This is a genomic window from Dysosmobacter sp. HCP28S3_G4 (assembly GCF_052065175.1).
GTDB lineage: Bacteria > Bacillota > Clostridia > Oscillospirales > Oscillospiraceae > Oscillibacter.
Genome location: NZ_JBQHUP010000033.1, coordinates 15,029 through 29,194 on the forward strand (window position 1 = coordinate 15,029; position 14,166 = coordinate 29,194).

At 61.6% G+C, this 14,166-nt stretch carries 12 protein-coding genes and 1 other RNA gene; 9 read left to right on the forward strand and 4 right to left on the reverse strand.

Annotated features, from left to right (window positions below; genetic code table 11):
• Window positions 1-201: 201 nt before the first annotated feature.
• From ACTNBU_RS08785 to ACTNBU_RS08810, 6 genes are all read left to right on the forward strand, one after another.
• Complete coding sequence (locus ACTNBU_RS08785) at window positions 202-1,068, forward strand: MurR/RpiR family transcriptional regulator (RefSeq protein ID WP_441032940.1); 867 nt, start codon at window positions 202-204, stop codon at window positions 1,066-1,068.
• Window positions 1,061-2,293, forward strand: coding sequence for an NAD(P)/FAD-dependent oxidoreductase (locus tag ACTNBU_RS08790; protein WP_441032942.1), 1,233 nt, complete (start codon window positions 1,061-1,063; stop codon window positions 2,291-2,293). Before ACTNBU_RS08785 ends, ACTNBU_RS08790 begins: the two co-directional genes overlap by 8 nt.
• A 52-nt stretch (window positions 2,294-2,345) precedes the next feature.
• Complete coding sequence (gene cmk, locus ACTNBU_RS08795; protein WP_441032945.1) at window positions 2,346-3,023, forward strand: (d)CMP kinase; 678 nt, start codon at window positions 2,346-2,348, stop codon at window positions 3,021-3,023.
• Window positions 3,020-3,664, forward strand: a complete 645-nt coding sequence (locus ACTNBU_RS08800) for a lysophospholipid acyltransferase family protein (protein WP_441032948.1) — start codon at window positions 3,020-3,022, stop codon at window positions 3,662-3,664. The genes cmk and ACTNBU_RS08800 overlap by 4 nt, the downstream gene beginning before the upstream one ends.
• Window positions 3,652-5,613 (forward strand): bifunctional 4-hydroxy-3-methylbut-2-enyl diphosphate reductase/30S ribosomal protein S1, encoded by a 1,962-nt coding sequence (locus ACTNBU_RS08805; RefSeq protein ID WP_441032950.1) that lies wholly within the window; start codon window positions 3,652-3,654, stop codon window positions 5,611-5,613. The genes ACTNBU_RS08800 and ACTNBU_RS08805 overlap by 13 nt, the downstream gene beginning before the upstream one ends.
• Window positions 5,614-5,796: 183 nt before the next feature.
• Window positions 5,797-7,137 (forward strand): butyryl-CoA:acetate CoA-transferase, encoded by a 1,341-nt coding sequence (locus ACTNBU_RS08810; protein ID WP_441032953.1) that lies wholly within the window; start codon window positions 5,797-5,799, stop codon window positions 7,135-7,137.
• A gap of 125 nt (window positions 7,138-7,262) precedes the next feature.
• On the opposite strand, the gene rnpB is transcribed toward ACTNBU_RS08810, so the two are convergent.
• An RNA gene (gene rnpB, locus ACTNBU_RS08815) (RNase P RNA component class A) lies at window positions 7,263-7,769 on the reverse strand.
• A gap of 179 nt (window positions 7,770-7,948) precedes the next feature.
• Here rnpB and murD point away from each other — a divergent pair.
• The 3 genes from murD (at window position 7,949) to ligA (ending at window position 12,141) form a co-directional block, all read left to right on the forward strand.
• Complete coding sequence (gene murD, locus ACTNBU_RS08820; protein WP_441032956.1) at window positions 7,949-9,334, forward strand: UDP-N-acetylmuramoyl-L-alanine--D-glutamate ligase; 1,386 nt, start codon at window positions 7,949-7,951, stop codon at window positions 9,332-9,334.
• Window positions 9,335-9,414: 80 nt separating this feature from the next.
• Window positions 9,415-10,116 carry a sporulation protein YunB gene (yunB, locus tag ACTNBU_RS08825; protein ID WP_441032958.1) on the forward strand — a complete coding sequence of 234 codons (702 nt, stop codon included), beginning with the start codon at window positions 9,415-9,417 and terminating at the stop codon, window positions 10,114-10,116.
• A 48-nt stretch (window positions 10,117-10,164) separates the two neighbouring features.
• Window positions 10,165-12,141 carry an NAD-dependent DNA ligase LigA gene (gene ligA / locus ACTNBU_RS08830; RefSeq protein WP_441032961.1) on the forward strand — a complete coding sequence of 659 codons (1,977 nt, stop codon included), beginning with the start codon at window positions 10,165-10,167 and terminating at the stop codon, window positions 12,139-12,141.
• Between the two features lie 224 nt (window positions 12,142-12,365).
• On the opposite strand, the gene ACTNBU_RS08835 is transcribed toward ligA, so the two are convergent.
• The 3 genes from ACTNBU_RS08835 to ACTNBU_RS08845 all read right to left on the reverse strand — a co-directional run.
• Window positions 12,366-12,941, reverse strand: a complete 576-nt coding sequence (locus ACTNBU_RS08835; RefSeq protein ID WP_441032964.1) for a GDSL-type esterase/lipase family protein — start codon at window positions 12,939-12,941, stop codon at window positions 12,366-12,368.
• 378 nt (window positions 12,942-13,319) lie between these two features.
• Complete coding sequence (locus ACTNBU_RS08840; RefSeq protein WP_441032966.1) at window positions 13,320-13,757, reverse strand: manganese catalase family protein; 438 nt, start codon at window positions 13,755-13,757, stop codon at window positions 13,320-13,322.
• Window positions 13,758-13,909: 152 nt separating this feature from the next.
• Window positions 13,910-14,166 (reverse strand): hypothetical protein (locus ACTNBU_RS08845; protein WP_441032967.1); only part of this gene is annotated, 257 nt, incomplete at its 5' end.

Below are 14,166 nucleotides of genomic sequence, written 5' to 3' on the forward strand. Positions count from 1 at the left end.
GGGGGAGACATCTGGAGACGTTTCCTCCGGCTTTCCTGATGTCTCAGGGCCAGAGAGACTGCTCAACGGAAGAATTTTGCAGTCTTCTGAAAAAAACTTGCAAAACTGGTTTGAAAATCCCGGGAACTGTGGTACAATAGCAAAGTACCCCCGTCCGATGAGGGCACGTCTGGAATTTCGCACACACAGGAGGACTCGCTTATGGCAAAAAGCGTTTTACATACCATCGAGAGCAATATGAAGACCTTCTCCAAGGGGCAGAAAAAGATCGCCGCTTACATTCTGGAGAACTACGACAAAGCGGCGTTTATGACGGCCAGCAAGCTGGGCAGCCTGGTAGGGGTCAGCGAGTCCACGGTGGTCCGTTTCGCGTCGGAACTGGGTTATGAAGGCTACCCCAGCATGCAGCGGGCCCTGCAGGAGATGATCCGCAGCCGCCTGACTTCCACCCAGCGCATCAAGTCGGCGGAAGATAACCTCTCCGGTCAGGACGTTCTGGCGGCGGTGGTCCAGTCGGACATCGACAAGCTGCGCCGCATCGTGGACGAGACGGACAGGGAGGACTTTGACGAGGTCTGCCGGAAGATCATGACCGCCCGGCGCATCTACATTCTGGGCACCCGGTCGTCCACCTTCGTGGCGGGATATTTGAATTTTTACCTGCATTTGATGTTTGAGAACGTAACGCTGGTGGAAGCCAACGCCGCCGGCGAGATCTTTGAGCAGCTGTTCCGCATCGGACCCGGCGACGTGCTGATCGCCATCACGTTCCCCCGGTATTCCAAAGTCACCATGAACACCGTGAAATTCGCCAAGGACCGGGGAGCCACCATCGTGGCCATCACGGACAGTGAGCTGTCGCCCCTCTACCAACAGGCGGATGTGTCCCTGCTGGTGACCAGCGATATGTTCTCCTTCGTGGACTCCATGGTGGCGCCCATCTCCATGATCAACGCCCTTCTGGTGGCGCTGGGCTACCGGAAGGGACAGGACGTCTCCGCCACCTTCGCGGAGCTGGAGAGCATTTGGGATGAGTACGGCGTATTCGGAAGGGCGGACGATGAGTAAGCGGATCACAGTGGTAGGCGGCGGAGCCGCCGGCATGATGGCCGCCGTCACGGCGGCCCAGCGAGGCGCATGCGTCACGCTGCTGGAGCCCAACGAGCGGCTGGGAAAGAAGCTGAACATCACCGGTAAGGGCCGCTGCAATGTCACCAACAACGCGGATCTCCAGACGCTTCTGTCCAATGTGCCCCGGAACGGAAAATTTCTCTACAGCGTGTTCTCCCGGTTCGACGGGCGGGACGCCATGGCCTTTTTTGAAGACCTGGGCGTCCCGTTGAAGACGGAGCGGGGGAACCGTGTCTTCCCGGTGAGCGACCGAGCCTTCGACGTCAGCGCCGCGTTGGAGCGGCGGCTGAAGGCTCTGGGCGTCTCCATCGTCCGGGACCGGGCGGTGTCCCTGACGCTGACGGACGGCGCCGTCCGGGGCGTGAAAGGAGAGCGGCGGGACTACCCGTCGGACGCGGTGATCCTGGCCACCGGCGGCGTGTCCTATCCCGCCACCGGCTCCACCGGCGAGGGCCACCGCATGGCCGCTGAGGCGGGCCACACCGTCACGTCCCTGCGGGGTTCCCTGGTGCCGCTGCGGGACTTCGGCGTGGGCCGCCGGATGCAGGGCCTGAGCCTGCGGAACGTGGGCCTGACGGTGTTCGAGAACGACAAGAAGATCTATACGGACTTCGGTGAGCTGCTGTTCACCCACTTCGGGGTCAGCGGCCCATTGATTTTGTCCGCCTCCGCCCATATGCGGCACTTTGAGAAGAAGGCCTACCGCATCGAGATCGACCTGAAGCCGGCGCTGGACGAGCAGCAGCTGGACAAGCGGCTGCTGTCGGACTTTACAAAATACGCCAACAGCGATTTCTGCAACGCCCTGGACGATCTGTTGCCCCAGAAGCTGATCCCCGTCATGGTGGAGTGGTCGGAGATCCCGCCCCATGAGAAGGTCCACGACCTGACCAAGGAGCAGCGCCGGGGACTGCTGCGGCTGCTGAAGCACTTCCCGGTGGCTATCGCCGGACCCTGCCCAGTGACGGACGCCATCGTCACCTCCGGCGGCGTGAAGGTGGGGGAGATCGATCCAAAGACCATGGAGTCAAAGCTTGTGAAGGATCTGTACTTTGCAGGCGAACTCATTGACGTGGACGCCTATACCGGCGGCTTCAACCTGCAGATCGCCTGGGCCACCGGCAGGGCGGCAGGAGAGGCGGCCGCCGCTCCGGTGGAATGACCGGCCTGTCCGGACAGCGAGAACGATTACACAAAGAAGGAACGAGAGCTATATGAAGACCATCAGCATTGCCATTGACGGTCCCTCCGGGGCCGGAAAGAGCACCCTGGCCCGGAGTGCCGCCGCGGAGCTGGGCTGTCTGTATGTGGACACCGGCGCCATTTACCGCACCATCGCCTATTCCGTCATGACCGCCGGGATCGATCCCAAGGACGGCGCCGCCGTGATGGCGGCGCTGCCGGACCTCGACATCCGGCTGGTCCACGGGGAAGACGGTGAGCAGCGGATGCTGCTGAACGGCACGGACGTCTCCCGGGAGATCCGTCTGCCGGAGGTGTCCCTGTACGCCTCCGCCGTGTCCGCCCACCCCGGCGTCCGGACGTATCTGCTGGAGATGCAGCGCCAGCTGGCCCGGGAGAACAGCGTCATCATGGACGGCCGGGACATCGGCACCGTGGTGCTGCCGGACGCGGACGTGAAGATCTTCCTCACCGCGTCTCCGGAGGCCCGGGCCCATCGCCGGTGCCGGGAGCTGGAGCAGCGTGGGACGCCGGAGTCCTATGAAAAGGTGCTGGAGGAGATCCAGCAGCGGGACTACAACGACACCCACCGGGCGGTGGCGCCGCTTCGCCAGGCGGAGGACGCCGTGCTGCTGGACACCACGGCCATGAATTTCGAGGAGAGCCGTCAGGCGCTGCTGGAACTGATCCGGGGGAGGGCAGAAGCATGAAGCCGTTCAGTGCGCTTTACGTATTCATCTATTATCTGGTGGGCTTCATCACCGCCATCCTGCACCCCACCACGGTGGAGGGCATGGAGAAGCTGCCCCCAAGCGGCGTTCTGCTGTGCCCCAACCACGCCAGCAACTGGGACCCCTTCCTCATCGCCCTGAAGCTGCCCAAGAACTACCGGCTCCACATCATGGCGAAAGAGGAGCTGTTCCGCTATCCCGGACTGGGATGGCTGCTGCGGCAGGTGGGCGTGTTCCCCGTCAGCCGGGGCAACAACGATATCCAGTCCGTGAAGATGGCCATGCAGGCCATCAAATCCGGCGACAATCTGCTGATCTTCCCGGAGGGCACCACCATCCACAACGGCATCGGCCATGTGGACGGCCTGCCCGCCCACGCCCATGCCGGCGTGGCGGTCATCGGCGTCCGCACCGGCGCCACCATGGTTCCCGTGTTCGTGGACGGCGAAAAGAAGCTGTTCCATCGCACCCGCATCATCTTCGGCGACCCCTATCAGCCGGTGTACACCGGCCGCCGGGGAACGTCCGAGGAGATGCAGAAGATCGCGGACGACATCCTGGCCAACGCCTATGCTCTGGGCGGCCAGGCGGTAGGAGGGAAGCCGCTGTGCGAGAAGTGATCCTGGCGGAGTCCGCCGGCTTCTGCTACGGCGTGAAGCGGGCGGTGGAGCTGGCGGAGCAGACCGCGGCCCGCACCGGCGGCTGCTGGATGCTGGGAGACCTGATCCACAACACCCATGTGGTGGAGGCGCTGGGACGCCAGGGCATCCGGAAGGCAGAGCACGGAGAGGACCTGACGGCGGCGGACACGGTGGTCATCCGCTCCCACGGCGAGCGGAAGGACATCCTGGACGCGCTGGAGAAGCGGGGCGTGGCCTGCGTCAACGCCACCTGTCCCAACGTGGTCCGCATCCAGCGGCTGGTGGCCCAGGCGGAGGCCGAGGGACGGCAGCCCGTCATCATCGGGGAGCCCCATCACCCGGAGGTGGTGGGCGTGGCCAGCTGGTGCAGTCATCCGTTGGTGTTTGACGGCCCGGAGGCGGTGCGCCGGTGGCTGGCGGAGGACCCGGGAAACAGGGCGGTCCCTGTCACAATCGTGGCCCAAACTACCTGTATACGTGAAATTTTTGAATCTTCTGCAAAAATCCTAAAAAAAGAGTGTACAAACGCAAAATTATTTGATACAATATGTAATGCTACGCATAAGCGTCAGGCAGAGGCGGCTTCCATCGCCGCCAAAGCGGACGTGATGGTCGTGGTGGGAGACCGCAAAAGCGCGAACACCAAACATTTGACGGAAATTTGTAAAGAGAGATGCGGACGTGTCTATCAGATCGAAGACGCGGACGAGCTCTCGCCGGATTGGTTCAATGGTTGCTCTGTTGCGGGCCTTACGGCTGGTGCTTCCACCCCTGCGGGCATCATTAAGGAGGTATATGCAACGATGAGCGAAGAAATCAAAGCGGCCGAGGGTAAAGAGGAGTCCTTCGAGGAATTACTGAATCAGTCTTTCAAAACTTTAAATACAGGAGAGAAGGTAACTGGTATCGTCACGGCCATCACTCCCACTGAGGTGCAGGTGGACGTGGGCGCCAAGCAGGCCGCGTACATCAAGTTCAGCGAGCTTTCTGATGACCCCAGCGCCAAGCCCGAGGACATTGTCCACGTGGGCGACGAGATCGAGACCTACATCGTCCGTGTCAACGACGTGGAGGGCTATGCCGAGCTCAGCAAGAAGCGTCTGGATGCCCAGAAGATCTGGGAGAACATTGAGAACGCCGTTGAGGAAAAGACCGTGCTGGAAGGCACCGTCACCGAGGAGAACAAGGGCGGCATCGTGGTGTCCGTGAAGGGCGTCCGCGTGTTCGTTCCCGCCTCTCAGAGCGGCCAGCCCCGCGGCGCCGATCTGTCTGCCATGAAGGGCCAGAAGGTCCAGCTGCGCATCACCGAGGTCAACCGTGCCCGCCGCCGGGTCGTCGGTTCCATCCGCTCCGTCACCGAGGAGGCCCGCAAGGCCGCTCAGGCTGAGGTCTGGAACAACATCGAGGTGGGCAAGCACTACACCGGCACCGTCAAGTCCATGACCTCCTACGGCGTGTTCGTGGACATCGGCGGCGTGGACGGCATGGTCCACATTTCCGAGCTGAGCTGGAGCCGCATCAAGACTCCCTCCGAGGTCTGCAAGGTGGGCGACACTCTGGAAGTGTACGTCATCTCCTATGACCCCGAAAAGAAGAAAATCTCCCTGGGCGTCAAGGACCACAGCGTGGATCCCTGGCAGATGTTCATGAATCAGTACAGCGTGGGCGACGTGGCCTCTGTCCGCATCGTCAAGCTGATGACCTTCGGCGCTTTCGCCGAGGTCGTTCCCGGCGTGGACGGCCTGATCCACATCTCTCAGATCGCCGACCGCCGCATCGACAAGCCCGAGGACGTGCTGTCCGAGGGCCAGGTGGTAGACGCCAAGATCATCGCCGTGGATGAGGAGAAGAAGAAGATCTCCCTGTCCATCCGCGCTCTGCTGGCTCCCGCCGCTGAGGAGGCCGAGGAGGCCCCCGTGGAGGAGTAATCCGCCATCCGGATACGATCAAAAGAGGCAGACCCTGACGGGTCCGCCTCTTTTTGCGGTTTTGTGATTTTTTTCACGGCTTTTCGATTGCATTGAAACACAGCCCATGATATAATAAATTGATATCTGCTGAAAACTAAGACCAATATCCTGCGTAAGATTCAAGATATGGGAGGAAACAACATGAGCTATCAGGAAGAATATCAGAAGAAGCTGACCACTGCCGAGGAGGCGGTCAAGGTTGTGAAGTCCGGCGACTGGGTGGATTACACCTGGTGCGGCTGCCATCCGATCGCTCTGGATAAGGCCCTGGCCGCCCGGAAGGACGAGCTGGTGGATGTGAAGGTCCGCGGCGGCGTGACCATGTGGATGCCTGAGATCTGCAAGGCGGAGGACGCCGGCGATCACTTCACCTGGCACTCCTGGCACTGCAGCGGCATCGACCGCAAGATCATCGCCAAGGGCATGGGCTATTTCAGCCCCATGCGCTATTCCGAGTTGCCCCGCTTCTATCGTGAGGATCTGGACCCGGTGGACGTGGTGATGGTGCAGACCACACCCATGGACGAATTCGGCAACTTCAACTTCGGCCTGAACTGCTCTCATCTGGCGGACATGATCGCCCGTGCCAAGTGCGTGATCGTGGAGGTCAACCAAAACATGCCTTGGGTCAACGGACTCACCGGCACGGAAGTCAACATCAAGGACGTTGACATGGTGGTGGAAGGCGACAACCCGGAGATCGCCCAGCTGGGCGCCGGCGGCGCTCCCACGGACGTGGATGTGGCCGTGGCCAACCTGGTGGTTCCTCAGATCCCCAACGGCGCCTGCCTGCAGCTGGGCATCGGCGGTATGCCCAATACCATCGGCGCCATGATCGCCCAGTCCGACCTGAAGGATCTGTCCGTCCATACGGAGATGTACGTGGACGCCTTCGTGGACATGGCCGCCGCCGGCAAGATCACGGGCCGTCACAAGGCGCTGGACCGGGGCCGTCAGGTCTTCGCCTTTGCGGCGGGCACCAAGAAGCTGTATGACTACGTCAACCGGAACCCCGAGGTCATGGGCGCTCCCGTGGACTACACCAATGACGTCCATGTCATCAGCCAGATCGACAACTTCATCTCCATCAACAACGCCATCGACGTGGACCTCTTCGGTCAGGTCAATGCCGAGTCCGCCGGCATCAAGCACATCTCCGGCACCGGCGGCCAGCTGGACTTCGCCATGGGCGCGTACCTGTCCAAGGGCGGCAAGAGCTTCATCTGCATGTCCTCCACGGTGACGGACAAGCAGGGCAACGTGAAGAGCCGCATCGTTCCCACTCTGACCCCCGGCTCCATCGCCACCGATCCCCGCTCCTGCGTCCATTATCTGGTCACGGAGTACGGCATGGTGAACATGAAGGGCCTGTCCACCTGGCAGCGGGCCGAAGCCCTCATCGGCATCGCCCATCCCCAGTTCCGCGAGGAGCTGATCGCCCAGGCGGAGAAGATGCACATCTGGCGCAGAAGCAACAAGTAATTTGCAAGACTATGGAAAAAAGCCGCTTCCAGCGGCTTTTTTCTTTTGCGTCCGTCCGGTGAATAGAGATGTGAGGAGAATGGAAAGGCCCCTCTCGCGTTGTCCGCGGGAGGGGCCGTATTATAGGTGCGAGCAAAACTGTAAGCCGGGTTCTGTATTTGACAGTCATCTATCTCGACGTACCGTTGCCGGCACGCTCAAGCCACCCCGGGAGCGGCCGGGCCAGCCTGCATGCTCCCATACCGGTGTTGCTCCGGATAGAGTTTACAGCGTCACGATGTTCCCATGTGACGGGTGAGCTCTTACCTCGCCTTTCCACCCTTACCGTCAGAGCTGTGCTCTGCCGGTAAGCCGTTCCTTCGGAACGGCGTCGCCTGCGGGCGGGCCGATTCCGGCGGCGAAGAGGGACCCTTCGTCCCTCTTCACACAACACCCCTGCGCATGCGCTTGCGGGAGTGTCATCGACCATCGCAGATTACCAGCACAGTACAACTCTGACGGCGGTATATCTCTGTTGCACTTTTCCTCAGATCGCTCTGGGCGGGCGTTACCCGTTATCCTTGCCCTGTGGAGCCCGGACTTTCCTCATGAACGGCCTTTCGGCCTGTTCACGCGACTGTCTGTTTTCCTCGCGGCTTTCATTATAGGGGAAACAGCTCCGATTGTCAACGCGAAAATCTGGCAGGGTTCCAGCCGGAACGTCGGTCTCATTTGCGATTTACATTTTCCGGAGGATGGGGTATAATTATTTTATATGCGCATACGCTGTTCCGCGGAAGCGGGACCATTGATCCGTAAAGGGAGCAATCATATGACTTTTTCCGAATATCTGGATTCCATCCACGAGAAGACGGTGGCGGTCATCGGCATCGGCGTGTCCAACCGGCCGCTGATCGAGGCGCTGGCCAGAGCCGGCGTGGCCGTCACGGCCTGCGACAAAAAGAGCCGGGAGGACCTGGGGGAGTACGGCGACCACCTGGAGGCCATGGGCGTCCGCCTGCACCTGGGACCGGACTACCTGAAGGGCCTGCGGCAGGATATCATCTTCCGCACTCCCGGTATGCGGCCCGACGTGCCGGAGCTGCTGGAGGCTGCCGCTCACGGCAGCGAGATCACCTCGGAGATGGAGGTGTTCTTCCGGGTCTGCCCGTGTCCCATTATCGGCGTCACCGGCAGCGACGGCAAGACCACGACCACTACCATCATCGCCGAGCTTCTGCGCCGGGCGGGGAGGACCGTCCACCTGGGCGGCAATATCGGCCATCCGCTGCTGACGGAGGCGGGGGAGATGCGCAACGAGGACATCGCGGTGCTGGAGCTCAGCTCCTTCCAGCTGCTGACCATGAGGAAGCAGAGTCCTCATATCGCTGTCCTCACCAATCTGGCCCCCAATCACCTGGATGTGCACCGGGACATGGCGGAGTACGTTGCCGCGAAGGAAAATATCTTTACACATCAGACGGCGGAGGACCTTGCCATCTTCAACGCCGACAACGCCATCACCCGGGAGCTGTCCGGCAAAGCCGCCGGTTCCGTGCGGATGTTCTCCCGGAAGGAGGAACCCGCCGAGGGCGTGTTCCTCCGGGGCGACGCCGTCATCTCCCGCAGAGACGGCGCGGAGCGGCAGATCATGACCACGGCGGATATCCGGCTCCCCGGTGTCCACAACGTGGAGAACTATCTGGCCGCCGTCGCCGCCGTGGACGGCCTGGTGCCGGACGGGACCATCCGGGACTTCGCCCGGAGCTTCGGCGGCGTGGAACACCGCATCGAGCTGGTGCGGACCCTCCGGGGCGTGCGGTACTACAACGACTCCATCGCTACCAGCCCCTCCCGCTGCATCGCGGGCCTGCGGTCTTTTGACCGGAAGGTGATCCTCATCGCCGGCGGCTATGACAAGCACATCCCCTTCGATGTGTTGGGGCCGGAGATCGTGGCGCACGTGAAGCTGCTGGTGCTCTGCGGCGCCACGGCGGAGAAGATCCGTCAGGCGGTGGTCAGCACCCCCAGTTATGCGGAGGGAGCGCCGGAGATCATCCTGGCGAAGGGCTTCCGGGAGGCGGTGGAGACCGCTTCCGCCCGGGCTGTGGAGGGCGACGTGGTGACGCTGTCCCCGGCCTGCGCGGCCTTTGACCAGTTCGCCAACTTTATGGAGCGGGGCCGGGCCTACAAGCAGATCATCAGCGAACTGCAATAAACCAGACCATTCCCCACCGGACTCCGCCGGACTATAGCCAAGCCGCCCCCGCATAGGATAGACCGAATGGGGGGAGTCTGATGCGGGGATTCTATGGATACCGGCGCCATTTGCCGAAGCGCCTGCTGCTGCGGATGGCTCTGATGGCGCTCCTCGTCACCGTTGTGGCGGCAGTCGCCGTGGGCATGGTGCAGATGAAGTCCCTGCTGACCCGGCTGGCCATCTCGCGGGTCACCAACATGGTGAACCAGATTGTCTCCGACTCCGTGGACGCCGCCATCGCCAAGGGGGAGTTTGATTACGACCGGATGATCTCCTTCGAGAAGGACAACGAGGGGAAGATCACCGCCGTCAAGAGCAATATGCCGGAGTTCAACCGGCTCCAGTCCGCCATTCTGGAGGAGGTGCTGAACCGCATCGACCAGGTCTCCTCCCATGATCTGTCCATCCCGCTGGGGAGCCTGACGGGGTCCAATCTGCTGGCGGGCCGCGGGCCGCTGATCACGGTGCGGATGCAGTCCATCGGGTCTTCAAGAGCGGATCTGAAGAACGAATTCGTCTCCGCCGGCATCAACCAGACCAAGCACCAGATCCTGCTGGATATCGAGGTCTATGTCAGCATTCTGCTGCCGGGCTTCCGGACGGCCACCAAGGTCAGCAATTCCCTGGTGGTGGCGGAGACCATCATCGTGGGCTCCGTGCCGGACACCTATACGTATTTCGACGCCTCCGGCGAAGCCATGGAGGACGTAGCCAGGGACTATATCATGAACGGGAACTAACAGGAAACGCATAGGCGCCGTGTCCCCACGGCGCCGGGGAGGTTACCAATGGATTATCAAGAGGAAATGAAAGAACTGCGGGACAAACTGAACCGCAACGCCTATCTCTACTATGTGATGGACGCCCCCACCATGACGGACTACGAGTACGACATGCTGAACCGCCGTCTGGTGCAGCTGGAGCGGGAGCATCCGGAGGAGATCGCCCCGGATTCTCCCACCCAGCGGGTGGGCGACCGCATTCTGGAGGGCTTCACGCCCTACCGCCATGAGGTCCCGCTGGAGAGCCTCCAGGACGTGTTCAGCGGGGAGGAGGTCACCGACTTCTGCCAGCGCATGACGGACGCCCTGGGGGACCCGGTGGAGTACTCCGTGGAGCCCAAGGTGGACGGGCTGTCCGTGGCGCTGGAGTACCGGGACGGCGTGTTCGTCAGCGGCGCCACCAGAGGCGACGGCCATGTGGGCGAGGACGTGACGGAGAACCTGCGGACCATCCGGTCCATCCCCATGTCCCTGCCGGAGAAGCTGCCCCACCTCATCGTCCGGGGCGAGGTCTACATGTCCAAGAGCGTCTTCGCGGAGCTGAACGCCGAGCGGGAGCTGAAGGGGGAGCCGCTGCTGGCCAATCCCCGGAATGCCGCCGCCGGTTCCCTGCGGCAGCTGGACCCCAAGGTGGCCGCCCAGCGGCGTCTGGACATCCAGATCTTCAATCTCCAGCTGGCGGAGGGCCGGGAGTTTACCACCCATACGGAGACGCTGGACTATCTGGCCACCCAGCACTTCAAGGTCATTCCCCACCGGACCGTCGCCACGGCGGCGGACTGCCGCCAGGAGATCGCGGACATCAACGAGCGGCGGCCGGACTATCCCTTCGACATGGACGGCGCGGTGGTGAAGGTGAACCATCTGGCGGATCGGGAGAAGCTGGGCAGCACCATCAAGTGCCCCAAGTGGGCGGTGGCCTTCAAGTATCCGCCGGAGAAGAAGCCCTCCAAGGTACTGGACATCGTGGTGCAGGTGGGCCGCACCGGCGTTCTGACCCCCAGAGCCGTGCTGTCCCCGGTCCATCTGGCGGGCACCACCGTCCAGAGCGCCACGCTGCACAACCAGGACTATATCGCGGAGAAGGACATCCGCATCGGAGACACCGTCATCGTCCAGAAGGCGGGGGAGATCATCCCGGAGATCGTGGAGGTGGACTTCTCCAAGCGGCCGGAGGGCACGGTGCCCTACCGTCTGCCGGAGGTCTGTCCCGTCTGCGGTGCGCCGGTGAGCCGGGATGAGGACGGCGCGGCCATCCGCTGCACCGGCGCGGAGTGCCCGGCCCAGCTGCTGCGGAACATCACCCACTTTGCCAGCCGGGACGCCATGGACATCGAGGGTCTTGGCCCGGCGGTCATCCAGCAGATGATCGACGGCGGTCTGGTCCACAGCGCCGCGGACCTGTACTATCTGCACGCCCAGGACATTGCCCAGCTGGACCGCATGGGGGAGAAGTCGGCGGAGAACGCCATCCGGGCCATTGAGAAGTCCAAGGCCAACGACCTGAGCAAGCTGATTTACGGCCTGGGCATCCGGCAGGTGGGCGTCAAGGCGGCCCAGACTCTGGCCGCCCACTTCAAGACATTCGACGCCCTGTCTGCCGCTTCGCTGGAGGAGCTGACGGAGATCAGCGACGTGGGGGCCATCACGGCGCAGTTCATTCTGGACTATCTGGCGTCGCCCCAGTCCCAGGACCTGCTCCGCCGTCTGAAGGACGCCGGGGTGAATATGGAGAGCAAACAGCAGCTGGTGGACGAGCGGTTCGCCGGAATGACCTTCGTACTGACGGGGACGCTGTCCCGGTTCGACCGGAAGTCGGCGGAGGCCATGATCCAGGCCCGGGGCGGCAAAGCCGCCGGATCCGTGTCCAAGCGCACCACCTATGTGGTGGCGGGCGAGGCCGCCGGGTCCAAGCTGAAAAAGGCCCAGGAACTGAACATCCCCGTGTTGACGGAGGACGAATTCGCCAAAATGCTGGAGTGATGTTCATACGAAAACTGATGAAAACGGTTCAAACCGTTTGATAGCGCGAAGCGCGTTCCGTTTTTATGAAACGCCGAATTGTGCCTCTGTACAATTCGAGCGTGCGCAGCACGCGTGATTCTTGATGAAATTTTTGCATCAAGAATCAGTATCACATTGCGGATAAACGGAAACCAGGAGGCCGTCGGCCTCCTGGTTTTTCATATGACGGGGCAGCGCGGCAGTCAGAACAGCTCTGCCAGCGCACCGGCTACGCCTGCGGCGAAGGCGCGGTGTCCGGCAGGGGAGAAGTGGACGCCGTCGAACAGTAGCTCCACACCCCATGCTCCGGCGTCGGCAAAGGAGATGCCCAGCCGCTGCGCCAGCGCCCGGTAGCACTCTCCCAGCAGGGCGGACTGCTCTGTCAGACGGAGCTCCGTCACCCAGGCGCCGGGGACCATGGGCGGGGGAGCGATCAGCAGAAACCGGGAGCCGCAGGGAACATCCAGGAGCGGGCGGAGAAACCGCTCCATCCGCTCCGCGGTATCTGCGGCGGTAATGCCGGGCGTCTGAAGAAGGTCGTTGGTGCCCAGCATCACCAGAGACACGTCCGGGCGCTCCTGCTCCAGCAGGTCCCGGACCGCGGACGTTTCCGCCGCCCGGCGGGGGATCCCCCGGCCGTTCTGTCCGGCGTTGACCACCGTATAAGAACTGCCCAGCAGGCCCGTCCAGCGGACATCCGCCGGATAGCGTTCTCCGATATAGGAGCGGGGGTCATAGCCGTAGGTGTTGGAATCACCGAAGCACAGCAGTTTTTTCATAGCAGATATCCTCCCGTACAGTACGGATTACAGATCATGGTCAGCAAGCTGCCGCAGCTTTTGGCTGCGGCAGCTTGCTTTTGCAGGGGTATATCTGGAAAACTCCAAGGGGGAAGGAGTGTTCCTGACTGTCCGGAGTGGAAGAGCACAGTTGTGGGCAGCTCTGCTGAAATAGGACTGAATGAGATTTCATGCAGAAAAAATGTATGTTTATCATAATCCCCCTGAACAGAAATGTCAATCAAAAGCGGAGCGCATATGAAAATTTTACGGCGAGCATTTTGGAGGACAGATATCCGACCCGTCTGGAACCGCAGCAACTCCCGGAGCCGCGGACGGCGGCCCCGGGAGCCATGGTTTTTCGATGGAAAGGGAAGATCACTGATCGAAGCTGGGATTCATATAATATACATTCTTCTCGTCCAGGCGGTCCTTCACCAGCCGCAATGCTTCGCCGAAGCGCTGGAAATGGACGATTTCCCGGGCGCGAAGGAACCGGATGGCGTCGGTGACATCCGGATCGTCGCTCATGCGCAGGATATTGTCATAGGTAAGGCGGGCCTTCTGCTCTGCTGCCAGGTCCTCTGTCAGATCGGCGATGGTATCGCCGCAGACCTGGATGCTGGCTGCGGACCAGGGCGAACCGGAGGCTGCGGTGGGGTAGACGCCGGTGGTGTGGTCGATAAAATAGGTGTCGAAACCGGCGGCTTTGATCTGATCCTCCGTCAGGTTCCGGGTCAGCTGGTGGACGATGGTGCCGACCATCTCCAGGTGCCCCAGTTCCTCTGTACCTATCGCGGAGTCATTCTGTACCAAACTCTCCGGAAAGCCTGCGGCACCGTTTCAATGGCCGGGTTTCATCAAAAGCTATGCATATTTATTTGCAGGCTCTGATTGAATGAAGACGGCTGCCAGGAAAACCGCCGCGGCGCATAGAAGAATCCTGGAATCATTTTGCAGGCCTTGATTTATGGAGGACAACCATGTTTGAAAACAAAGTAGCTGTGGTGACCGGCGGCGCGAAGGAGATCGGAAAGTGCATTTGCCGGGAGTTTGAAAAAGCGGGTGCCAGGGTCTGCACCATTGATCTGGACGACAATCCGTACTTTGAGGGTGGAAATGTCAAGAAATGTGCAGTCGGAAGACACCCAAAATCTGAAATGCTGACAATATGCGCGTGCTAAGCGGCGCTCTGCCGGTGGTTGGCCGCCCACTCCCGGTAGCG